The organism is Bradyrhizobium sp. KZN70725 (assembly GCF_055264925.1).
In genome coordinates this window covers 103,713-125,618 of sequence record NZ_JBUYWT010000019.1, presented here as the reverse complement: position 1 = coordinate 125,618, position 21,906 = coordinate 103,713, and the positions used below count along the sequence as shown (strand labels likewise).

Below are 21,906 nucleotides of genomic sequence, written 5' to 3'. Positions count from 1 at the left end.
GACCTCATGGCACTGCCGCCGCCAGCGTACCGGCGGGCGTCCAGCCGCCGCCGAGCGCCTGGAACAGGCTGCTCGCCGCGAGCAGCTTGTTGAGCCTGACCGTGACCAGATTGTTCTCGGCGGTGAACAGCGTCTGCTGCGCCTGCAGCACCGTGATCAGGTTGACCGTGCCGCCGCGCAGCTGCGTCTCGGCGACCTCGAACGCCTTGCGCGAGGCGGCGACGACGTCGGACTGCAGGCGCTCCTGCAATGTGTACTTCTGCAACGCGATCAGCGCCTTCTCGACATCGGCGAAGGCCGACAGCACCGCCTTGCGATAGGCCTGCAGGTTTTGCAGCTGCTGCCCCTTGGCGAGCTTGAGCTGGCTCTCCAGCAGAAAGCCGTCGAACAGCGGCTGGGTCAGCCCGGCGGCGAGCGTGTAGTACCAGGCGCCGGGCGCGAACAGCGCGGCGAGCGCCGCGCTCTGGAAGCCGGTAGTGCCGGTCAGCTGGATCTGCGGAAAGAATGCCGCGCGCGCCGCGTCGACGCTGAAATTGGACGACGCCAGCTGCGCCTCGGCCTCGCGGACGTCAGGCCGCTGGTAGAGCAATTCCGACGGCAGTCCCGGCGTGACGCGCGGCACCGCGATCTGCGTGGTGGACCCGCCGCGCACCTTGAAATCGGCCGGCGCGCGCGCCACCAGCACGGCGAGCGCCGCGGTGTTCTGCCCGACCGTTACCTCGAGCGGCGGGATCGCCGCGCGCTGCGTGGCGACCAGCGCCTCCTGCTGCGACAGATCCAGCTGCGAAGCGGTGCCGCCCGCAAATTGCGACTTGATCAGCGCAAGGATGCGCTCGGCCGCCGCGAGGTTGCGGCGGGTGACCTTGATCTGGTCCTGCGCCGCCAGCAGCTGGAAATAGGTGTTGGCGACCGTCGCCATCGTGGTCAGCGCGACCACCTCGCGATTGTAGCGCGCGACGGTCGCGCTCTCCTCGGAGGCCGACAGCGTCGCGCGGTTCTTGCCCCAGAAATCGACGATGTAGCTTGCGCTCAGCCCCAGGCTGTACTGCGAGAAGGTGCCGCTGGTGCCGAACGACGAACTGGATCCCGTTGCCACGCGCTGACGCTCGGCATTCGCCGATCCGGAGATGGACGGCAGCAGCGCGGCGCCGGACACGCCGACCTGGGCGTCGGCCTGCACGATCTGGGCGATCGCCACCGCGATGTCGAGATTGTAGAGCTGCGCGGACTCCATCAGCCCGGTCAGCTCGGGCGAGCGGAAGCCGCGCCACCAGGCGAGCGCCGGAACAGCCGCGTCGGCATCGCCTTTGGCCGCAGTCTTGTAGCTCGCCGGCACTTCGAGGCTGAGCTCCGGCTTCTCCGCCCCGGGAATACAGCCGGACAGACCGAGGCTGAGGCCGCCGAACGCCGCCACGCGCAGAAACCGGATCGGCTTGCGCATCAACTGAAGATTTCGCAACGCTGTACCTGTCGGCATTTACTCGCCCGGTTGAAGTGAGGAGCCCGGCGTCCGCATCGCGCCGCCACGGCGCGCGCGCTGGGCCCACAGGCGGAACCGGTCGAGATAGAGGTAGATAACCGGCGTCGTGTAGAGCGTGAGGACCTGGCTCAGGGTCAGGCCACCGACGATGGCGATGCCGAGCGGCTGCCGCAGCTCGCCGCCGTCGCCCATGCCGATCGCCAGCGGCACCGCCCCGAGCAGCGCGGCCATCGTCGTCATCATGATGGGGCGGAAGCGCAGCAGGCAGGCCTCCCGGATCGCCTCGAGCGGCTCCAGCCCGCGCCTGCGTTCCGCCTCCAGCGCAAAGTCGATCATCATGATGGCGTTCTTCTTCACAATGCCGATCAGCAGGATGACGCCGATCAGCGCCATGATACTGAACTCGGTCTTGAATGCCATCAGCGCCAGCAAGGCGCCCACACCCGCCGAGGGCAATGTGGACAAGATGGTCAGCGGATGGATGTAGCTCTCGTAGAGCACGCCCAGCACGATGTAGATCGCCACCAGCGCGGCCAGGATCAGGAACGGCTGGTTGCTCAGCGAGTCCTGGAACGCCTTGGCGGTACCCTGGAAGGTGCCGCGGATCGTGGCCGGGACCCCAATCCGGTTCATGGTCGCCTCGATGCTGCCGACCGCCGTGCTCAGCGACACGTTCGGCGGCAGGTTGAACGAGATGGTGTTGGCGACCAACAGACCCTGGTGATTGACCGCAAGCGGCGTCGCGCCCTGCTTGAATGCTGCAACTTCCGACAGCGGGATCATGGTCTCGCTGCTGGTGGAGACGGCCGATCCGGTCGAGGCAACGCCCTTCCCGGTCGAACCGATCGAGTTGGTGGCCTGGTTGCGCGCGGCCTGGGCGTTGGCTGCACTGGCCGCGCTGGAGTTGCCTGGGGCGACGACCGTGCCTGCCACCGCGTTGGTCGATTGCGAGCCGCCGACCGATCCGCCGGACGTGCTGATATAGACGTCCTTCAGCGTCTCCGGGTTCTGCCAGTAGCGCGGCGCGACCTCCATGATGACGTGATACTGGTTGCGCGCGACATAGATCGTCGACACCTGCCGCTGGCCGAAGGCGTCGTAGAGGGTGTTGTCGATCTGGCTCACCGTGATGCCGAGCCGGGCCGCGGCGTCGCGGTCGATCACGAGATCGGATTCCAGGCCCTTGTTCTGCTGGTCGCTGTTGACGTCGGCGAGATCAGGATCGCGCTGCAGGGCCGCCGCGATCTTCGGCGTCCATTCATTGAGCTCCTCCAGCGTCGATCCCTGCAGCGTGTACTGATACTGCGCGTTCGAGGCCCTGCCCCCGACCCGGATGTCCTGCACCGCCTGCAGGAACAGGCTCGCGCCCGGCACCACCGACATCTCGCGGCGCAGCCGCGCGATCACGCCGTCGGCGCCGATCTTGCGCTCATCAAGCGGACGAAGCGAGACGAACACGAAGCCGGAATTGGTCTGCCCGCCGCCGGTGAAGCCGACCGCCGTCTCAACCGCCGGATCGCGCTTGATGATGCCGACGAACCGCGCGAGCTTCTGCTGCATCAGCTGGAACGACACGCTCTGGTCAGCCTGGATCGAGCCGACCAGCCGGCCGGTGTCCTGCTGCGGGAAGAAGCCCTTCGGGATCACGTCGTAGAGATAGAAGTTGAGGCCGAAAACCGTCGCCAGGATCAGCATCACCGACAGCGGATGCGCCAACGCCGCGGTCAGCGTTCTGCGGTAGAAATTTAGCATCGCCTCGAAGAAGCGCTCGCTCGCCCAATAGAGCCGGCCATGGCTGCCGGCGTCGGGCTTGAGCAGCACGGCGCACATCATCGGCGTGGTCGCCAGCGAGACCGCGAGCGAGATCAGGATCGAGATCGAGATCACCATCGCGAACTCGCGGAACAGCCGCCCGACGATGCCGGCCATCAGCAGGATCGGGATGAACACCGCGATCAGCGAGATGCTCATCGACAGCACGGTGAAGCCGACCTCGTTGGCGCCCTTCAGCGCCGCCTCGAGCGGGCTCAGCCCCTGCTCGATGTAGCGGGTGATGTTCTCCAGCACCACGATGGCGTCGTCGACCACGAAGCCGGTCGCGACCGTCAGCGCCATCAGGGAGAGGTTGTCGAGGCTGTAGCCGAACAGGTACATCGCCCCGAAGGTCGCAACCAGCGACACCGAGACCGCCACCACCGGAATGAAGGTGGCCCGCGCATTGCGCAGGAAGGCGAACACCACGATGATGACCAGCAGCACCGCCAGAACCAGGGTTCGTTCGACGTCCCGGAGCGAGGTGCGGATGGTGGTCGAACGGTCGACCGCAAAGCCTATATCGATCGCCGGCGAGACTGACGCCTGCAGCTGCGGCATCACCCCCTTCACGAGGTCGACGGTACTGATGATGTTGGCGTTCGGCTGCCGGTAGAGGATGATCAGCACCGCCGGCTTGCCGTTCGCGAGACCGGCATTGCGCAAATTCTCGACGCCGTCGGCCACCTCGCCGACGTCGGAGAGATGAACCGGCGCGCCATTGCGGTAGGCCACGATCAGCGACTTGTAGTCGCCGGCCTTGTTGGCCTGGTCGTTGGCGTAGACCTGGTAGCGCTGGTCGCCGACGTCGATGCCGCCCTTCGGGCTGTGGGCGTTGGCGCTCGACAGCGCCGCGCGGACGTCTTCCAGACCGATGCCGTATTTGTAGAGCGCCTGCGGGATCAGATCGACGCGCACGGCCGGCAGCGAGCTGCCGCCGACCACGACCTCGCCGATGCCCTCGACCTGCGACAGCTTCTGCGCCAGCACCGTGGAGGCGGCGTCGTAGAGATCGCCGCGCGTCAGCGTATCCGACGTCAGCGTCAGGATCAGGATCGGCGCGTCGGCCGGGTTGACCTTGCGGTAGGTCGGATTGCTGCGCAGGCTGGTCGGCAGGTCGGCCCGCGCCGCATTGATCGCGGCCTGCACGTCGCGCGCCGCGCCGTTGATGTCGCGGTTCAGCCCGAACTGCAGCGTGATGCGGGTCGCGCCCACCGAGCTCGACGACGTCATCTCGGTGACGTCGGCGATCTGGCCGAGATGTCGCTCGAGCGGACTTGCGACCGTGGTCGCGACATCCTGCGGGCTGGCGCCGGGCAGCGTCGCCTGCACCGAGATGGTCGGGAAATCCACCTGCGGCAGCGGCGACACCGGCAGCTTGAAGAACGCGACAATGCCGGCCGCCGCAAGCCCGAACGTCAACAGCGTCGTTGCCACCGGCCTACGGATGAAGGGCGTTGACGGATCCATGGCTCAACGCGACCCGCTCGCCTCGCCGATCTCGTCCGCCCGCCCGGCAAACCGCAGCGCGAGGCGATCGAACCAGAGGTAGATCACCGGTGTCGTGAACAGGGTCAGCAGCTGGCTCACCAGGAGGCCGCCGACGATCGAAATGCCGAGCGGATTCCGCAGCTCGGACCCCGCGCCGCTGCCGAGCATCAGCGGCAGCGCGCCGAGCACAGCTGCCATCGTCGTCATGATGATCGGCCGGAACCGCAGCAGGCAGGCCTGATAGATCGCCTCCCGCGGCGGCTTGCCCTCGTTGCGCTCGGCATCGAGCGCGAAGTCGATCATCATGATCGCGTTCTTCTTCACGATGCCGATCAGGAGGATGATGCCGATGATCGCGATGATCGTGAGATCCTGTCCGGCCATCATCAGCGCCAGCAGCGCGCCGATCCCGGCCGAGGGCAGCGTCGAGAGGATGGTTAAAGGATGGATGAAGCTCTCATAGAGCACGCCGAGCACGATATAGACCGTGATGATCGCGGCGAGGATCAGGAACAGCTGGTTGGACAGCGAGGACTGGAACGCCAGCGCCGCACCCTGGAAGCTCGTGATCATGCCGAGCGGCTGGTTGATGTCGGCCTGCGCCTGCTTGATCGCCGTCACCGCCCCGCCGAGCGAGGCGCCGGGCGCCAGGTTGAACGAGACGGTCGCCGACGGGAACTGGCCGAGATGCGAGATCTGCAGCGGCGCGGTCTCCACCCGCATCTTGGCCATCACCGACAGCGGCACCGGCGTCGAGCCCACCGATGACGGCAGGTAGATCGACGACAGCGAATCCAGCGAAGTCTGCAGCGACGGATCGGCCTCGAGGATCACGCGGTACTGGTTCGAATTGGTGAAGACGGTCGAGACGATGCGCTGGCCGTAGGAATCGTACAGTGCGTTGTCGATCGTCGCCGGCGTGATGCCGAATCGCGCCGCCTGGTCGCGGTCGATGTCGACGAACACCGAAAGCCCCTGCGCCGAAATATCGCTCGTGACATCGCTGAGCTGGGGCAATTCCCGGAGCTTGTCGACCAGCTTCGGCGTCCATTCCGCAAGCTCGTTCGGATCGGCATCCTGCAGGATGAACTGGTACTGCGTCCGGCTCACCGTGCCTTCGATGGTGAGGTCCTGGACCGGCTGCATGTAGAGCGTGATGCCGGTCAGCGCCGCCGTGCTCGCCTTGATCCGGTCCATGATCGTCGAGACATTGGCCTTGCGCTGCTCATGCGGCTTCAGATTGATCAGGATGCGGCCGCTGTTCAGCGTGGTGTTGGTGCCGTCGACGCCGATGAACGACGACAGGCTCTGCACGTCCGGATCCTTCAGGATCGCGCTGGCGAGCCGCTGCTGCCGCTCGGCCATCGCCGCATAGGACACCGATTGCGGCGCCTCGGAGATCGCCTGGATCACGCCGGTGTCCTGCACCGGAAAGAAGCCCTTGGGGATAACGACGTAGAGCAGCGCCGTCAGACCAAAGGTGGCGAGCGCGATCAGCAGCACGAAGGTCTGGCGATCCAGCACCCAATTGAGCATCCGGGCGTAGATCGCAATGACGGCATCGAAGCCTTCGCGGCTGAGCCGCTGGAAGGTGTTTTCCCGCGCCATGGCCTCCGGCTTCAGTAGCTTGGCGCAGGCCATCGGCACCAGGGTCAGCGACACCACGGCCGAGATCAGGATCGTGACCGACAGCGTGATGGCGAATTCGCGGAACAGGCGGCCGACGACGTCGCCCATGAACAGCAGCGGGATCAGGACCGCGATCAGCGATACCGTCAGCGAGATGATGGTGAAGCCGATCTGCTCCGACCCTCGCAGCGACGCCTCGAGCGGCGACTCGCCCTCCTCGATGTAGCGCGAGATGTTCTCGATCACGACGATGGCGTCGTCGACCACGAAGCCGGTCGCGATCGTCAGCGCCATCAGCGACAGATTGTTCAGGCTGAAGCCGAACAGATACATCGCGCCCAGCGTGCCGACCAGCGAGAGCGGCACCGACAGGCTCGGGATCAGCGTGGCGCGGGTCGAGCGCAGGAACACGAAGATCACAAGCACGACCAGAATCACGGCGAGCGACAGCTCGTATTCGACGTCGCGCACCGAGGCCCGGATCGTGACGGTGCGGTCGGTCAGGATATTGAGGTCGATCGCGGCCGGCAGCGTGGCCTGCAGCTGCGGCAGCAGGTCCTTGATGCCCTGCACCACCGAGATGACGTTGGCGCCGGGTTGGCGCTGGATGTTGAGGATGATCGCCGGCGTCTCGTTCATCCAGGCGCCGAGCTTGTCGTTCTGCGCGCCGTCGACGACGTTGCCGACATCGCTGAGGCGGACCGGCGAGCCGTTCTTGTAGGCGATGATCAGCGAGCGGTAGTCGCTGGCATTGCGGATCTGGTCGTTGGCATTGATGGTGTAGGCGCGCATCGCGCCGTCGAAGTTGCCCTTCGGCGTGTTGACGTTGGCGTTGCCGAGCGTGGTGCGGAGATCGTCGATGTTGAGGCCATAGGCCGCGAGCTTGCGGATATCAGCCTGGATGCGCACCGCGGGCCGCTGGCCGCCGCTGATGCTGACGAGGCCGACGCCCGGCAGCTGCGAGATCTTCTGCGCCAGCCGCGTGTCGACGAAATCCTGTACCTGGGTCAGCGGCATGGTCTTCGAGGTCAGGCCGAGGGTCAGGATCGGCGCATCGGCCGGATTGACCTTGGCGTAGATCGGCGGCGCCGGCAGGTCCGACGGCAACAGATTGCCCGCGGCATTGATCGCGGCCTGCACCTCCTGCTCGGCGACGTCGAGCGAGATCGACAGGCCGAATTGCAGCGTGATCACGGACGAGCCCGCCGAGCTCACCGAGCTCATCTGGGTCAGATTCGGCATCTGGCCGAACTGCACCTCGAGCGGCGCCGTCACCGACGAGGTCATCACGTCGGGGCTCGCGCCCGGATAGAAGGTCTGCACCTGGATGGTCGGGTAGTCGACCTCCGGCAGTGCCGCGACCGGGAGAAATCTGAATGCCAGCATGCCCGACAGCATGATGGCGATCATCATCAGGGTCGTCGCCACCGGCCGCAGGATGAATGGCCGCGACGGGTTCATTTCTTCTGCCCGTCCTCGGACCGCTTGTGGTGGCCGCCTCCGGGATCAGCGCCGTCCTTACTATCTCCCTTGCCGTCTCCCTTCGCGGCCCCGTTCGCCGCCCCCTTGGCCGCAGCGGCAGGGTTCGCGGCATCGGCGGGGGAGCGCACCACCACCTTCGCACCCTCGCGCAGCTTGTCGGCGCCGTCGATCACGATGCGATCGCCGGCCACGAGCCCGGACAGCACCTCGACCCGGTCGCCGTCGGTGACGCCGAGCTTGACCGGCCGAACCGAGACCGTGCTGTCGGCGTTGACGAGATAGACGAAGGTGCCGGGGACACCGCGCTGGATGCCGGCGGTCGACATCGTCGTCGCATCCTTGTGGGTATCGAGCAGCAGGCGGACGTTGACGAACTGGTTCGGAAACAGCGTGCGCTTGTCGTTCTCGAACTGCGCCCGCAGCTTGATGGTGCCGGTGGTCGCATCGATCTGGCTGTCGAAGGTCTGCAACGATCCCTCGGCGAGCTTGTTGGCGCCGCTGCGGTCATAGGCCGCCGTCGGCAGCACCGCGCCCTCCCTCAACCGCTTCGAGACCGCCTGCAGATTGTCCTCCGGCAGCGTGAACAGCACGCTGATCGGCTCGAGCTGCGTGATCACGACGAGGCCGTTGGTATCGCCGGGCGTCACATAGTTGCCGAGATCGACCTGGCGCAGTCCGACGCGCCCGTTGATCGGCGACACGATGTGACAATATTGCAAATTCACCTCGGCCGACTTCACCGAGGCGCGATCGGCCTCCACCGTGCCCTGGTACTGCGCGACCAGCGCGGCCTGGGTATCGAGCGTCTGATGCGGCACGGCGTTCTGCGCGGCGAGGTTCTGGTAGCGGGTGAGATCGACCTGGGCGCCCTTCAGCTGCGCCTCGTCGCGGGCGAGCTGGCCCTTGGCCTGCGCCAGCGTCGCCTCGTAGGGGCGCGAATCGATCTCGGCGATCAGGTCGCCCTTCTTGACCTCATCGCCCTCCTTGAAATCGATCTTCATCAGATAGCCGCTGATCTGGCTCCTGATCGTCACGGTCGCGAGCGACGTCACGGTGCCGAGCGCATTCAGGCTGACGCCGATATCGCCCTTGCCGATCGTCTCCGGTACGATCGACATCGGCCCGGCGTTGCGCCCGCCACCGGCCTGCGGCGGCGCGGCCTGCTGCCGCGTCCACCAGACGATGCCGGCAAGCACCGCCAATACGAGACATCCCGTCAGAAACCCCCGCCAACGCGATCCTCGCCTGGTTCGCTCGGGCGCCACAATCGACGGGTCTTTGATCTGCTGGTCCATAACCTGCCCACGAAGAAACACGAATGAGCTCGCGCGGCTCTATGTGTCCCCTGAACTCCGCGCGCGCCACATCCGACGAAGCATTTTGAAGGCTTCTGCCGGACAAAGCGCGTTAAGAATTGTAAGGATAGCGGCTCTTCCCGGTCGGCCGCTGTTTCTCGCTGGATTGTGGCTATTTTACCCGATCATTTGTAACCAGGGCAACACGATCAGCAACAATCCGGCAAAGTAGATCAGGCCGAAGATCAGCCCGAATTTCCAGAAGTCGCCTTTGCCGATATAGCCGCTGCCGTAATACATCGGCGCCGGTCCCGTGGCATAGGGCGAAATCACGCCCATCAGGCCCAGCGAATAGACGCAGAGCAGCATCAAGGTCTGCACCGACAGGCCGGGAATGCTGGAGCCGACGGCGAGCACCACCGGCAGCACCGCGGCGGTATGCGAGGTGATGCTCGAGAAGAAATAGTGGATCCAGAAGAAGAAGGTGACGAGCAGGATCATCCCGACCAGCGGCGACGTGCCGGAAAGCGGCTTGGCATAGCCCTCGGCGACCCATTTGATGAAGCCGATCTCGTTGAGGCCGGACGACAGCGTGAGCAGCGAGGTGAAATAGAAAAATACCTCCCACGCACTCTTCTCCGCGACGATGTCCTCGAACGCGATCACGCCGGTCAGCAGCATCAGCGAGATCACGACGAACACGACCGTGGTCGCGTTGATGAAATTCGAGCCGAGCAGCGGCACGCTGATGTTGGGATTGGAGCCGCAGATCCACAGGAACATCGCGAGCACCACCAGCACCGCCATGATCCATTCGTGCCGCGACGGCGGCCCCATCTTGGCGAGCTCGCCCTCGCTCCAGGTCACGATCTCGGGGCTCTCCTTGATCTCGGGCCGGCAGACCAGATAGCTGAGCAGCGGCACCAGCAGCAGCAAGAGGATCCCCAGCGGCGCGAAGCCGATGAACCATTGCGACCAGCCGACCTCGATGTTGACGAGCTTCTTGGCGATCGAGAGCGCGGCGGCGTTCGGCGCCAGCGCGGTCAGGAACAGCGAGCTGGTGACGGCCGTGGTCGCGAACGCGGTCCACATCACGAAGGTGCCGATCTTGCCCGCGGTCGGGCCGGGCTCGGAGCCGTAGATGCGCGGGATGTTGCTGACGATCGGATAGATGGTGCCGCCGGAGCGCGCGGTGTTGGACGGCGTCGCCGGCGCCAGCACGAGATCGGAAAACGCCACCGCATAGCCGAGCCCGATGGTGCGGCGGCCGAGGCCGCGCACCAAGAGCAGCGCCAGCCGGCGGCCGAGCCCGCTCTTGCGATAGCCGATCGAGAACACGAAGGCGCCGACGATCAGCCACACCGTGCTCTCGGAAAACCCGCCGAGCATCCAGCGCAGCGATTTGTTCGGGTCGTGCTCGACATAGCCGCCGATGCCGGCGACCGTCAGGCCGATCAGACCGACCGCGCCGACCGGCATCGATTCAAGGATCAGCCCGGTGATCACGGCGGCGAACACCGCGAAATAGTGCCACTGATTGGCGTTCAGCCCCCAAGGCACCGGGACCAGATAGATCACCAGCCAGACCAGCAACGGCGCAAACGTCCGCCATGACCATTTCATGCAGCGTCCCCCTCACCTGTGTCGATTGTCGGGCGCGCAAGCCGCCGTGTCCCGGCAGCGCCGCCATCTTTTTGTTGCAATCTAGCACGACCGCGCAGTCCGTCTCGGGAAACTGCTGCGGAACGGCGCGGCTTGTGGAGGAACCAGCGCGTTTCGTCAACACGTAGCGTCCCGGTGGCAGCCCCCATCGCAAGACCGCCCGCGCTTTGCTATCCTTGGCGGTATGACGTCACGCGACTCCGCCTCCTCCGAGATCACGCCCGAGGTGCTGCTGCGCGCCTATGCCTGCGGCATCTTCCCGATGGCGGAGAGCGCCGACGATCCGACCCTGTTCTGGGTCGAGCCGGAATTGCGCGGCGTGATTCCGTTCGACGGCTTCCGTGTCGCCTCCCGCCTGGCGCGCACCGTGCGCTCCGATGCCTTCACGGTCACCGTCGATACCGCGTTCAAGGCCGTGATCGCCGGTTGCGCGGCGCCGCAGCCCGGCCGCGACGACACCTGGATCAACAGGCGCATCCGCGATCTCTATGTCGGGCTGTACGCGTCGGGCCATTGCCACAGCGTCGAGGTCTGGCAGGACGACAATCTGGTCGGCGGGCTCTACGGCGTCAGCCTCGGCCGCGCCTTCTTCGGCGAAAGCATGTTTCACACCACGCGCGATGCATCGAAGGTCGCGCTGGTGCATCTGGTGGCGCGGCTGATCGCGGGCGGGTTCGAACTGCTCGACACGCAATATGTGACGGAGCACCTGAGGACGTTCGGCGCGATCGAGATCTCGCGGCGCCGCTATCGCGCGCTGCTCGACAAGGCGATCACGGGCGCGCCGGCGGATTTCCGCAAGCTCGACGCCACCCAGCCGGTCAAAGGTGCCGACGCGCTGGCAATCATCGCCGAGCGCAATTGAACGGTTGATCGCGTAGCCCGGATGAAGCCAACGGGTCGCGCGAACGCGCGCCCGATGACAGGCTCCGCGCAATCCGGGACAAGTCTCTCCGCGGAGAGAAACCCGGATTTCGCTGCGCTCCATCCGGGCTACGCCGTGCTTGCTAGTTCCCAAACAATCCGCCGAACAACCCGCCCGGCCGCTGCTGTTGCTGGGGCGGCGGAGGTGGCGGCTGCTGCTGCTGGTATTGCGGCTGTGGCGGCGGACGCGGCGCGGCCTGCTTCGGCGGCGCGCGCTTCTGGGCCGGCGGTGGCGGAGGCGTCGGCGCCTTCGGCGGGTCGGGCGCAGCGGTCACGATGGTCTGGTCCGGCCCTTTGCAGTCGGTCAGCCAGATGTCGTAGATCGGATGCTCGACGCCGTGCAGGCCGGGACTCGCCGCGAACATCCAGCCCGAGAAGATCCGCTTCACCTCGCCCTGCAGCGTGATCTCGTCGACCTCGACAAAGGCATCGGTGTTGGCGGCTTCCGTCGATGGCCTCGTGTAACAGGCATCGGTCTTCACCCGCAGCGCGCCGAACTGCACGGTCTCGCCGATATCCTCGTCGAAATTGATGATGCGCCCGGTGATCTTGTCAAGACCGGAGAAGCTCGCCTTCTTGTTGGTGATCTTGGTCGACGGCGGCTCCTGCACGACCTCGTCGCCCGGCTGCAACGTGGCAGGCGTCTGCGGCGGGGTGCCCTGCGGCGTACCCTTGGGACGCTGCCCCGGCGGCAGCGGGTTGGCGCCGGGCGGCGTATTGGCGACGGCGGGACCGCCGGGTTGCGGCGGCTGCACAGCGACACCGGGCTGGGTGCCCTGCGGCGCCACCGGCGAGCCGGGTGGCGGCGCCAGCGGCTGCGACTGCACGCTGCCGGGCGGCGGCACCGCCTGGCCTGGCGGCAGCGCCCGCGGCTGTGTCGGCAACAGACGGCCGCGCGGCAATTCCGGCACTTCCTCGTCGTCGTCGCTGGGAGGAGCCGGCTGACCACGCGGGATCGAGCCGGGCGGACGCGGCGCGGGATCGGAGAAAATCGTTCCGATCTGCGCGCGCGCGGGCGGCGCAAGCGAGATGGTTGAGGCGGCAACCAGGGCCGCAAAGCCAGTCAGGGCAACGGTTCGAAGCATCTCGCGCGGCTTTAAAGGGCGAATCGGGCTCGCGACAGTCTACCTTGATATCGGCCGCTCGCAGGCCACCGGTTAACACGCCGAATACGGCGGGGAAAGGGCACCCGGCCACCTCTCCCCGGTCCACTGGGCAGCCTCTGGTCACTCCTGGGAACACGTGTGATAGTCCTCACGCTGAAGGCACGCCGCCGCGCGTGAAAACCAGGAAAATCCGGATCGAACCGGACCAGCCAGAGGAAACCCACCATGCCCGATCGCATCAGGCTCGACGGCCGGGTCGCCGTCGTCACCGGGGCTGCCGGCGTCATCGGAACCGCCTCGCTTCAACTGCTCGCCGAACGGGGTGCGCGGATTGTCGCAGTCGACCGCAAGGGCGCCGATCTCAAGGCCGCCATCAAGGACCTGCCCGCCTCGGCCGAGGCCCTCGCAATCGAAGCCGACGTCACCGACGAGGACGAGGTCAAGGACTATGTCCGCGCCGCCGTCGACCGCTTCGGCGCCATTGACGCCTTCTACAACAACGCCGGCGTCGAGGGCGACATCAGGCCGATCCCCGAATATTCGCTGGAGAGCTTTCGCCGGGTGCTCGACGTCAATGTCGTCGGCGTCTTCCTCGGCATGAAGCATGTGCTGCCGGTCATGCTGAAGCAGAACCAGGGCAGCATCATCAACACCGCCTCGATCGCGGGCCTAATGGGATCACCGATGATCGCGGTCTACAGCGCGAGCAAGCACGCGGTGATCGGGCTGACCAAGAGCGCGGCCTGGGAATGCACCGGCACCAGCGTGCGGGTCAATTGCGTCTGCCCCGGCATGATCGAGAGCCGGATGCTGAGCACGATCCTGCAGGGCCGCTCCGGCGGCAACGCGCCGCCGCCGATCGAGAAGATCGTCGACCGCATCCCGGCGCGCCGGCTCGGTCTCGCAAGCGAGGTCGCCTCCATCGTCGCTTTTCTTGCCTCCGACGAGGCGAGCTACGTCTCCGGCTCCGCCTACACCGTCGACGGCGGCCGCACCGCCGCCTGACACGACCGTCATTCCGGGATGGTGCGCAAGCACCAGACCCGGAATCTCGAGATTCCGGGTTCGATGCTTCGCATCGCCCCGGATTGACATCACCAAAAGAAGGTCCTCCCAATGCCCGTCGTTCTCGATCCCGATGCCGCTGCCGTCTACAAGGCGTTCCAGGAGGCCGGCCGTCCCGCCTATGAGACGCTGACCGCGCCGGAAGCGCGCGACTATTATCGAGCCGCCCGCGTCGTCTCCAATCCCGAGCCTCCCGCGTTGGAATCGAGCAAACCGCTCGCGATCCCGGCGCCGCACGGCACGATCCCTGCCCGCATCTACACGCCGAACACGCTGCGCAAGAAAGACGGGCTCGCGCCCTGCCTGGTGTTCTTCCACGGCGGCGGCTGGGTGATCGGCGACCTCGATACCCATGAGGTGGTTTGCCAGAAGCTTGCCCATGAGGGCGAGCTGATCGTGATCTCGATCGATTATCGGCTCGCGCCCGAGCATCGTTTCCCTGCCGCGGTCGATGACGCCATCACCGCGACCCGATGGGTCGCCGCCAATGCCAGGGATCTCAGCATCGACGCCGCGCGCCTGATCGTCGGCGGCGACAGCGCCGGCGGCAACCTCGCGGCGGTGGTTGCCCTGACCGCCCGCGACGGCGGGCCGAAGCTCGCGGCCCAGCTGCTGATCTATCCCGCGACCGATTTCTCGCGGAAGCATCCCTCGCATCGCGAGCCCGAGACCAGCATCCTCCTGACGCATTCGGTGATCGGCTGGTTCGCCAACCATTATCTCGGTGACGCCGACAACAACGACTGGCGTGCCTCGCCGGCGCGCGCGAAGGACTTTGCCGGCTTGCCGCCGGCCTATGTGCTGACCGCCGGCGCCGATCCGCTCCGCGACGAAGGCGACGAGTATGCGAAATTCCTCAAGGACGCCGGCGTGCCGGTGACCTACCGGCATTTTCCCGGCCAGTTCCACGGCTTCTTCACCATGGGCAAGCTGCTCAATCAGGCCAATATCGCGGTGACCGAGATCAGCGCCTGGCTGAAGACGCTGGGCTGAGCAATCGGACCCGCGGCGACGTGGCTGGCGTCGTTCCCGATCGGGGCTCGCGAGCGCATCGCGAGCCTCTTGCGGCGTTAGTGCGCCTTGAAGTTCCCCACGCCGCGCGATAGTGCCGCCGTCAGCGCTTCACGCCGCCGGGCACTCCAGCCATCGAGATCGTCTTGCTCACGCCACTCCTCGTCTACGGTATCCCGCTCGATTTCATCCTGTTCGCGCTGACGCTGCTCGGCGTCGCGATCTTCCATCACCACACGCTCGCGGTGGCGCTGACGGGCCTTGCCGCGATCGTCGCCTACAAGCTGCTGTTCGCGGGCTTTGCGAAATTCGGCGCGGGCCTGCCCGGTCTCGCGCATCACATGGAGCATGAGTGGGTCACGCTCGCCAACCTGTTCCTGCTCCTGATGGGCTTTGCGCTGCTGTCGCGCCATTTCGAGGAGAGCCGCATTCCCGACAAGATGCCGGCGCTGCTGCCCGATGACTGGAAGGGCGGACTGATCCTGCTGGTCATCGTGTTCGTGCTGTCGGGCTTCCTCGACAATATCGCGGCCGCGCTGATCGGCGGCACCGTGGCCCGCCACGCGTTCCGTGGCCGCGTCCATATCGGCTATCTCGCGGCCATCGTCGCCGCATCGAATGCCGGCGGCGCCGGCAGCGTCGTCGGCGACACCACGACAACGATGATGTGGATCGACGGCATCAGCCCGCTCACGGTCGTGGAGGCCTATGTCGCAGCCATCGTCGCGATGCTGGTGTTTGCAGTGCCGGCCTCGCTGCAACAGCACCGCTTTTCGCCGATCGTGAAGGATGCACCGTCCGGCCTCAGAATCGACTGGGCGCGGGTTGCGATCGTGGCCGTGATCCTGCTCGCCGCGCTGACGGCCAATGTGACGGCCAATCTGAAGTTCCCCGCGCTGCTCGATACGCTGCCCGTGCTCGGGCTCGCGGTCTGGGCCGCGATCCTGGTCACCTCGGTGCTGCGGCGGCCGGACTGGTCGGTGATGCCCGAGACGCTGAAGGGCACCGTCTTCCTGCTCGCGCTGGTGACGGCGGCCTCGATGATGCCGGTGGAGAAATTGCCCGCCGCATCGTGGCAGACCGCGCTCGGGCTCGGCTTCGTCTCGGCAGTGTTCGACAATATTCCCCTGACCGCGCTGGCGCTGAAGCAAGGCGGCTATGACTGGGGCTTCCTCGCCTACGCGGTCGGATTTGGCGGGTCGATGGTCTGGTTCGGCTCGTCGGCGGGCGTTGCAGTGTCCAACATGTACCCGGAAGCCAAATCGGTGGTCCGCTGGATCACCCAGGGCTGGCCGATCATGGCGGCCTATGTCGTCGGCTTCTTTGTGATGCTCGCACTGCTTGGCTGGCATCCCGACGCGCCTCATTGACGCAACACAATGCTGCAATGCACAATTGCGCTTACCTCAAAACTGTGGAAAATCGAGACAATTCCGTTGACATTGCTAAACTCCATTCGCCGTAACAAGTTATGGAGAGTTCGCATGAGTGTTAGTGCAGAAGTCCTCGCCCGCGCTCCGTCGGAGCAGATGGAGGACGAAATCAACACGGTGACTTCGCATCGACCACGCAGCAACATCCGGCCCCTCTCGCCGATGCCGGACTATGTCGAGCATCGCAACGGCGTCAACGAGGTGGGCAAGCTGTCGGCCGAGGCGGTCGTGCGCGAATATGAAGCGGCGGTGAAAGAGATCGAGGCCCTTGGATCGGAACTGCAACTGGCCGCCAAGAACTGCGAGGTCATGGTCGCAGGCGTTCATGACATGATCGCGGAGATCAAGGAGTTCGCTGCCGGTTACCGCGATCAGGGCAAGCGCTTCTTCCTGCAGATCGAAGCCGTCTCGCTGATGACCGCGGAGGTCAGGGATACCTGCGAAGCACTCAAGAAGAAGATCGCAACCGATACATTGGGCCAGTGATCTTTCGGTTGAAGCACGGTTCGCGATCAGAGCATCCGTGGATCTCTGCGATCGTGGGCTGATCCTGTATTGGTGAATGACTGCGCTATTCCGGCGCGGCGGAACCGTTAGTTCTATTCAAGACCAAGTCGCTCAAGACTAAGTCGTTCAACATCTTGCCCCGCTTCGGCGGGGCATTTTTTGTTGCGAGACGAGTGATCTCTGCACGGGCTGCGTCCTCGAACCGGCCGGACCTCCGTCCATGCCCTTAACGTGCGTCAGTTGCACGCCCGGTCATGTCCGTTGCCGGAGGCAAATCGGATATCGCGGACCAGCGATCGCTGAAATCCTTGGCCGGGAGCGTGTCCGTGCCGGCGACGGCAATGCCGTCGGTCCGGGGCGCGTGCGACTTGATGGTCGCGGCGGTCGCGGTGACAGCCAGCAGGGCGACAGCCACGAACCCGGTAATCGTTCGATGCTTTGTCATTAGAACCTCCTCGGGTCCCCAATGCCCACTTAACGTGGGTCACGGGAACCCTCGTCAGGTTCATCACTGCAAAGACGACATGGATCGCGTGAAATCGGACAACGAGCTTGTCCCAAACGCGCCTACCCGGCCCGCGCCGCACGCCGCAGTGATTGCGGCGGCTGGCCGAAGGCGCGGATGAAGGCGCGGCGCATCCGCTCGGGATCGCGGAAGCCGGTGATCTCGGCGACGCGCTCGATCGCCTCGCCCGACGACTGCACGCGCTGCCGCGCGACTTCGATCCTGAGCCGCTCGACCGCTTTCGACGGCGTCGTGCCGGTCTCCGCGATGAAGGCGCGGGTGAAATGCCGCGAACTCATCCCGGCCTTGTCGGCGAGGTTCTCGACCGTCAGCGGCGCATTGAGATGCTCGCGCGCCCAGGCGAGCAGTGGCCCGAACCGGCCGTTCGGCGTCTTCAATTCCAGCAGCGAGGAAAACTGCGACTGCCCGCCGCTGCGCCGATGATACAGCACGAGTTGCCGCGCGGTATTCTGCGCGACCTCGTCGCCATAGTCCTCGGTGATCATCGCGAGCGCGAGGTCGATGCCGGCGGTGATGCCGGCCGAACTCCAGATATTGCCGTCACGCACGAAGATCTGGTCCGGCTCGAGCTTGATCTTCGGATAAGTCTTCACGAAATGCGGCGTGCGCTGCCAATGCGTGGTGGCGCGGCGGCCGTCGAGCAGGCCCGCCTCGGCCAGCACATAGGCGCCCGAGCAGACGCTGGCGACGCGAATGCCGCGGCCGGCCATCCGCCGCACGAATGACAGCGTGGCTGGACAGGTCGCCGGCGTGCGCACACCGTTGCCGCCGGCAATGATCAACGTCGTGATCGCCGTCGATGGCTTGAAGCCGCGTGCGAGCATCTCGACACCGGACGAAGAGCGCACCGGTCCTGCCTTCACCGCAAGCGTCCTGATCGCCGGCGCGTTGTTGGCGAAGCGCGCCGCGATCTCGAAGGCCGCGATCGGCCCGGCCGCGTCGAGCAGCTGGAAGTCGGGAAAGATCAGGATGCCGATCATCGCCAAATCCTCGCGGGTGACGTTACTTTCCTGGCAGCCCCTCTCTCAGGAGCCTTCGTCCGAAAATGAGGGAAATACGCCATTTTGGACGAGATGCCATCATGACATCGTGGTTCCGTCAAGCGCTATTTGGAGCCCCCGATGACCGAACCCCTGCAGATTGGATTGCTCGTCTTCCCGAAGGTGACCCAGCTCGACCTGACCGGTCCGCTGCAGGTGTTTTCCTCGGTTCCCGGCGCCAAGGTGCATCTGATCTGGAAGCGCATCGAACCCGTTCCGACTGATTCCGTCATGGTCCTGACGCCGACCACGACCTTTGCCGATTGCCCGCAGCTCGACGTGATCTGCGTGCCCGGCGGCTTCGGCACCGACGACATGGTCGGCGACGAGGAGATGCTGGCCTTCCTGCGCAAGCAGGCCGAGGGTGCGAAATACGTCACGTCGGTCTGCACGGGATCGCTGGTGCTCGGCGCGGCCGGCCTGCTCAAGGGCTATCGCGCCACCACGCATTGGAGCTCGATTGATTTCCTGTCGGGCTTCGGGGCCATTCCGACCAGGACGCGCGTCTGCGTCGACCGCAACCGCTTCACCGGCGGCGGCGTCACCGCGGGCATCGACTTCGCGCTGACGCTGGTGTCGGAGCTCGTCGACCGCAAGACCGCGGAAGCGATCCAGCTCAGGCTCGAATACAACCCGGCCCCGCCGTTCAACGCGGGCTCGCCGGAGACCGCACCGGCCGAGATCCTCGCTTTCATGAAAGAGCGGATCGCGCCGTCGCAGGCGCGCCGCGCCGACTTGATGGGCCGTGCCGCGGCACGGCTGTCCTGACCTGATTGCCGCAAAGAAAAAGGCCGCCCGGTTTCCCGAGCGGCCCTTCCTGTCTCACGGTAGCCTCACATTTGCGGGCGATTTCAGGACGTCTGTACCGGGGGCCTATCTCCCGGCCGCATCCAACTCGGAGGCCGCTGCACATCGGGACAGTCGCGATCTGGAGCCCGATCCGACGCGATGGTTTCCCATCTCCGTAAGATGGCCCTATTGAGCCGCGAACCCGCGCCCGGCGCAAGCGGGCAGCATCGGCTGCAGCCCACCTGTCCCCGCTGTTACCGTTGTTCACAGGCGCGCGCTTGCGCTGCCGGGCGCGTGTGCGATGCACGCGCGTCGTTACGCACGTGCACGTCAGAACAACAATGCGTGAAAGTCAGCTTCCCGGCGTCCAGGCGTGATAGTCGCCGGTCGCCTTGGGGCGGCGGCCGCTCGCCAGCGTCGAGCCGGACGGGCGGTAAGCCTGCGCGGTGCCGGTCAGGTTCGGCAGATGCGGCTTCTCCCATTCGCGCGCCTGGTAGCTCTCCTCGGTCGGCGGCACATCAACCGTGTGATGCAGCCAGCCGTGCCAGCCGGCCGGAATGCGCGAGGCTTCGGCGTAACCGTTGTAGACCACCCAGCGGCGCTCGAAATGCAGCGTCGGATCGATCTCACCGCCCTTGGTGCGGTAATAACGGTTGCCCTGCTCGTCCTTGCCGACCAGTTCGCCGAATCGCGAGGTCCACAATTGCGTGCCAAAGGTCTGGCCATTCCACCAGGTGAAGAATTTCAGCAGGAATTGTTTCATGCGTGGCCGGTCGTCGGTTCGAGACTATGCGGCTCTGATGCCACCTCATTCCCCAAATGTCCAGCCGCCGCCAAGGTAGCCCCGCACCCCTCGGACAGCCCCCGGTTTATGCACCCGTTTGGCGACCAAATGACGCGCTCACGAGGAGTTTTGTTCAGCTGCCATACATGAGCCGCCGGCTACGCGAAGATGACCCACAATCAATGTGGAGCACGGGAACGTCCGACCACAGAGATGGTTAGACATTCACCGTTTTGATGGAGTCCAAAATGATTAATATGAAGGTTCTGAGCACCGCCGCGGCTCTGGCGCTTGCGCTGCCGTTGGCTGTGGCGCCGACCGTTTCGTTCGCCCAGTCTGCCGCACAGATGGGTGCGATGGGCGGCGGCGGCGGCCACGTTGGCGGCGGCGGGGGTGGTGGTGGCGGCGGCTTTGGCGGCGGCCGCGGAGGCGGAGGTGCCATGGGCGGCGGCGGTGGCGGCGGCTGGCACGGCGGCGGTGGCGGCGGTCACTGGGCCGGTGGTGGCGGCGGCGGTTGGCGCGGCGGTGGCGGCTGGCACGGCGGTTACCATCGTGGCGGCGGGTTCTGGCCCGGCGCGGTGGCCGGTGCGGTCGTCGGCGGCGCCCTCGCCTCGGGCGCGTATTACGGCTCCGGCTATGGCTACGGCCCCGGCTATTATGACGACAGCTACGGCTATTACGATGAACCGTCTGTCGCCGTGGAGGTGCCGAGTGGCGGCGGCGCCAGCTACTGCGCGCAGCGCTACAGGTCCTACGATCCTGCCTCGGGCACCTATCTCGGCTATGACGGCCGGCGGCATCCCTGCCCGTAATGAAGGCCTGAATTCTTGATTGCAAAAGGGCGGCGCCAGCGCCGCCCTTTTTTCATGTACGCAAGTCTTATGTGCGCAAGGCGACCGCGACGGCCGCGAACGTCACCACGAGCGCTGCGATGTCGCTCGTGCTGAGCGGCTCGCGCAGCATCGCCGCTGCCGCAAGCACGCCGACGACGGGGACCAGCAGCGTGCCGATCGACGCGGTCGCCGCCGGCAATCGCTCGAGCGCCGCAAACCAGCAGACATAGCAAAGGCAGAACTGGATCAGCGTCATGTAGATCATCGACGCCCAGCCGAACTGCGACAGCGTGGCGAGCTGCGGCTGCTCGATCATGATGCCGATGATTGCGATCGGCACGCAGCCGATCGCAAGCTGCCAGGCCGCGAGCGACAGCGGCGGCATCGCGAGCTTGAACGATTTGGTCAGCACCGTGCCGAGCCCGACGCAGACCGCGCCGGCGAGCGCGAACAGAATCCCCGGCAGCTTGCCGAGGCTTGCGTCGATGCCGCCGCCGCCGATCAGCACCGCGATCCCGGCGAGCGCCACCGCAAGCGCAAGCGCACGCGGCAGCGACACGCGCTCGCCGAGCACCGGCCAGGCCACCAGCGCGACCCACACCGGAATCGATATCCCGAGCACGGCCGCCTCGCTGGCCCGCAGCCAGATCAGCGCGAGGCCCATGGACGCGACCCAGCCGCCGATCGACAGTGTCGACACCAAAGCAAGCCGCAACCACATGCCGTCGGGCACGCGCAGCGTCTGTCCCCGCACCAGCGCGACCAGGCCGAGCGCAACCGCGCCGACCACGCCGCACAGCCCGCGCGCGGACAGCGGCGGCCACTCCGTGAGCAGGAACTTCATGATCGGGAAGTTGAGTCCCCAGCCGATCGAGGCGACCACCAGGAATGCGACGCCAAGCGGTGACAGCGGGGCGCGGCCGGCGATGGGAACTGCGGTCATGGACCTGTCGTAAAGGGGATGGACAAATACAGGTGATGTGTCACGGCTAGCTGGAAATCCGCTTGTCAGCAAACAGCATATGCATTCTATGATA

General features: G+C 65.9%; 17 protein-coding genes. 7 read left to right on the top strand and 10 right to left on the bottom strand.

Going from position 1 to position 21,906, the window contains the following annotated elements; genetic code table 11:
- Positions 1 to 4 precede the first annotated feature (4 nt).
- From ACZBJS_RS20135 to ACZBJS_RS20115, 5 genes are all read right to left on the bottom strand, one after another.
- Positions 5 to 1,477 (bottom strand): efflux transporter outer membrane subunit, encoded by a 1,473-nt coding sequence (locus ACZBJS_RS20135; RefSeq protein WP_076832244.1) that lies wholly within the window; start codon positions 1,475 to 1,477, stop codon positions 5 to 7.
- The gene (locus ACZBJS_RS20130) at positions 1,478 to 4,762 is read right to left on the bottom strand and encodes an efflux RND transporter permease subunit (protein WP_463439057.1); all 3,285 of its coding nucleotides are present in this window, start codon (positions 4,760 to 4,762) and stop codon (positions 1,478 to 1,480) included.
- A 3-nt stretch (positions 4,763 to 4,765) separates the two neighbouring features.
- Entirely contained in the window at positions 4,766 to 7,873 is a 3,108-nt protein-coding gene (locus ACZBJS_RS20125; protein ID WP_057019984.1) for an MdtB/MuxB family multidrug efflux RND transporter permease subunit, read from the bottom strand.
- The gene (locus ACZBJS_RS20120) at positions 7,870 to 9,189 is read right to left on the bottom strand and encodes an MdtA/MuxA family multidrug efflux RND transporter periplasmic adaptor subunit (protein ID WP_463439056.1); all 1,320 of its coding nucleotides are present in this window, start codon (positions 9,187 to 9,189) and stop codon (positions 7,870 to 7,872) included. The genes ACZBJS_RS20125 and ACZBJS_RS20120 overlap by 4 nt, the downstream gene beginning before the upstream one ends.
- Before the next feature lie 177 nt (positions 9,190 to 9,366).
- A complete protein-coding gene (locus tag ACZBJS_RS20115; RefSeq protein WP_463439055.1) occupies positions 9,367 to 10,812 on the bottom strand; it encodes a DASS family sodium-coupled anion symporter in 1,446 nt (481 codons plus the stop codon).
- Between the two features lie 223 nt (positions 10,813 to 11,035).
- On the opposite strand from ACZBJS_RS20115, the gene aat reads away from it, so the two are divergent.
- Positions 11,036 to 11,716, top strand: a complete 681-nt coding sequence (gene aat, locus ACZBJS_RS20110; RefSeq protein WP_076832236.1) for a leucyl/phenylalanyl-tRNA--protein transferase — start codon at positions 11,036 to 11,038, stop codon at positions 11,714 to 11,716.
- A gap of 142 nt (positions 11,717 to 11,858) precedes the next feature.
- On the opposite strand, the gene ACZBJS_RS20105 is transcribed toward aat, so the two are convergent.
- Complete coding sequence (locus tag ACZBJS_RS20105; protein WP_463439054.1) at positions 11,859 to 12,860, bottom strand: DUF2155 domain-containing protein; 1,002 nt, start codon at positions 12,858 to 12,860, stop codon at positions 11,859 to 11,861.
- A 246-nt stretch (positions 12,861 to 13,106) separates the two neighbouring features.
- On the opposite strand from ACZBJS_RS20105, the gene ACZBJS_RS20100 reads away from it, so the two are divergent.
- From ACZBJS_RS20100 to ACZBJS_RS20085, 4 genes are all read left to right on the top strand, one after another.
- Positions 13,107 to 13,886, top strand: a complete 780-nt coding sequence (locus tag ACZBJS_RS20100) for an SDR family NAD(P)-dependent oxidoreductase (protein WP_168857921.1) — start codon at positions 13,107 to 13,109, stop codon at positions 13,884 to 13,886.
- A gap of 111 nt (positions 13,887 to 13,997) precedes the next feature.
- Positions 13,998 to 14,939 (top strand): alpha/beta hydrolase, encoded by a 942-nt coding sequence (locus tag ACZBJS_RS20095; RefSeq protein WP_229193150.1) that lies wholly within the window; start codon positions 13,998 to 14,000, stop codon positions 14,937 to 14,939.
- A gap of 164 nt (positions 14,940 to 15,103) precedes the next feature.
- Positions 15,104 to 16,327: a citrate transporter gene (locus tag ACZBJS_RS20090; protein WP_463439053.1), complete on the top strand. Its 1,224-nt coding sequence runs from the start codon at positions 15,104 to 15,106 to the stop codon at positions 16,325 to 16,327.
- A gap of 114 nt (positions 16,328 to 16,441) precedes the next feature.
- The gene (locus ACZBJS_RS20085) at positions 16,442 to 16,876 is read left to right on the top strand and encodes a hypothetical protein (RefSeq protein WP_229193149.1); all 435 of its coding nucleotides are present in this window, start codon (positions 16,442 to 16,444) and stop codon (positions 16,874 to 16,876) included.
- A 247-nt stretch (positions 16,877 to 17,123) separates the two neighbouring features.
- On the opposite strand, the gene ACZBJS_RS20080 is transcribed toward ACZBJS_RS20085, so the two are convergent.
- Both ACZBJS_RS20080 and ACZBJS_RS20075 read right to left on the bottom strand, forming a co-directional pair.
- Positions 17,124 to 17,342 carry a hypothetical protein gene (locus ACZBJS_RS20080; RefSeq protein WP_076832225.1) on the bottom strand — a complete coding sequence of 73 codons (219 nt, stop codon included), beginning with the start codon at positions 17,340 to 17,342 and terminating at the stop codon, positions 17,124 to 17,126.
- Between the two features lie 122 nt (positions 17,343 to 17,464).
- Positions 17,465 to 18,403, bottom strand: a complete 939-nt coding sequence (locus tag ACZBJS_RS20075) for a GlxA family transcriptional regulator (RefSeq protein ID WP_316395786.1) — start codon at positions 18,401 to 18,403, stop codon at positions 17,465 to 17,467.
- 141 nt (positions 18,404 to 18,544) lie between these two features.
- On the opposite strand from ACZBJS_RS20075, the gene ACZBJS_RS20070 reads away from it, so the two are divergent.
- Complete coding sequence (locus ACZBJS_RS20070; protein ID WP_057019976.1) at positions 18,545 to 19,231, top strand: DJ-1/PfpI family protein; 687 nt, start codon at positions 18,545 to 18,547, stop codon at positions 19,229 to 19,231.
- A gap of 373 nt (positions 19,232 to 19,604) precedes the next feature.
- Here ACZBJS_RS20070 and ACZBJS_RS20065 read toward each other — a convergent pair whose 3' ends face one another.
- A complete protein-coding gene (locus ACZBJS_RS20065) occupies positions 19,605 to 20,015 on the bottom strand; it encodes an NADH:ubiquinone oxidoreductase subunit NDUFA12 (RefSeq protein WP_463439052.1) in 411 nt (136 codons plus the stop codon).
- Between the two features lie 269 nt (positions 20,016 to 20,284).
- Here ACZBJS_RS20065 and ACZBJS_RS20060 point away from each other — a divergent pair, with 269 nt between their 5' ends.
- A complete protein-coding gene (locus tag ACZBJS_RS20060) occupies positions 20,285 to 20,848 on the top strand; it encodes a BA14K family protein (RefSeq protein ID WP_463439051.1) in 564 nt (187 codons plus the stop codon).
- 67 nt (positions 20,849 to 20,915) lie between these two features.
- Here the strand turns inward: ACZBJS_RS20060 and ACZBJS_RS20055 are convergent, their stop codons facing one another.
- Positions 20,916 to 21,812: a DMT family transporter gene (locus ACZBJS_RS20055; RefSeq protein WP_057019974.1), complete on the bottom strand. Its 897-nt coding sequence runs from the start codon at positions 21,810 to 21,812 to the stop codon at positions 20,916 to 20,918.
- Positions 21,813 to 21,906: the final 94 nt, after the last annotated feature.

Excerpts from the sequence above, each read along its gene's own strand:
- ACZBJS_RS20135 (WP_076832244.1), bottom strand. The coding sequence starts at position 1,477 with ATGCCGACAGGTACAGCGTTGCGAAATCTTCAGTTGATGCGCAAGCCG.
- ACZBJS_RS20130 (WP_463439057.1), bottom strand. The coding sequence starts at position 4,762 with ATGGATCCGTCAACGCCCTTCATCCGTAGGCCGGTGGCAACGACGCTG.
- ACZBJS_RS20125 (WP_057019984.1), bottom strand. The coding sequence starts at position 7,873 with ATGAACCCGTCGCGGCCATTCATCCTGCGGCCGGTGGCGACGACCCTG.
- ACZBJS_RS20120 (WP_463439056.1), bottom strand. The coding sequence starts at position 9,189 with ATGGACCAGCAGATCAAAGACCCGTCGATTGTGGCGCCCGAGCGAACC.
- ACZBJS_RS20115 (WP_463439055.1), bottom strand. The coding sequence starts at position 10,812 with ATGAAATGGTCATGGCGGACGTTTGCGCCGTTGCTGGTCTGGCTGGTG.
- aat (WP_076832236.1), top strand. The coding sequence starts at position 11,036 with ATGACGTCACGCGACTCCGCCTCCTCCGAGATCACGCCCGAGGTGCTG.
- ACZBJS_RS20105 (WP_463439054.1), bottom strand. The coding sequence starts at position 12,860 with ATGCTTCGAACCGTTGCCCTGACTGGCTTTGCGGCCCTGGTTGCCGCC.
- ACZBJS_RS20100 (WP_168857921.1), top strand. The coding sequence starts at position 13,107 with ATGCCCGATCGCATCAGGCTCGACGGCCGGGTCGCCGTCGTCACCGGG.
- ACZBJS_RS20095 (WP_229193150.1), top strand. The coding sequence starts at position 13,998 with ATGCCCGTCGTTCTCGATCCCGATGCCGCTGCCGTCTACAAGGCGTTC.
- ACZBJS_RS20085 (WP_229193149.1), top strand. The coding sequence starts at position 16,442 with ATGAGTGTTAGTGCAGAAGTCCTCGCCCGCGCTCCGTCGGAGCAGATG.
- ACZBJS_RS20080 (WP_076832225.1), bottom strand. The coding sequence starts at position 17,342 with ATGACAAAGCATCGAACGATTACCGGGTTCGTGGCTGTCGCCCTGCTG.
- ACZBJS_RS20075 (WP_316395786.1), bottom strand. The coding sequence starts at position 18,403 with ATGATCGGCATCCTGATCTTTCCCGACTTCCAGCTGCTCGACGCGGCC.
- ACZBJS_RS20070 (WP_057019976.1), top strand. The coding sequence starts at position 18,545 with ATGACCGAACCCCTGCAGATTGGATTGCTCGTCTTCCCGAAGGTGACC.
- ACZBJS_RS20065 (WP_463439052.1), bottom strand. The coding sequence starts at position 20,015 with ATGAAACAATTCCTGCTGAAATTCTTCACCTGGTGGAATGGCCAGACC.
- ACZBJS_RS20060 (WP_463439051.1), top strand. The coding sequence starts at position 20,285 with ATGATTAATATGAAGGTTCTGAGCACCGCCGCGGCTCTGGCGCTTGCG.
- ACZBJS_RS20055 (WP_057019974.1), bottom strand. The coding sequence starts at position 21,812 with ATGACCGCAGTTCCCATCGCCGGCCGCGCCCCGCTGTCACCGCTTGGC.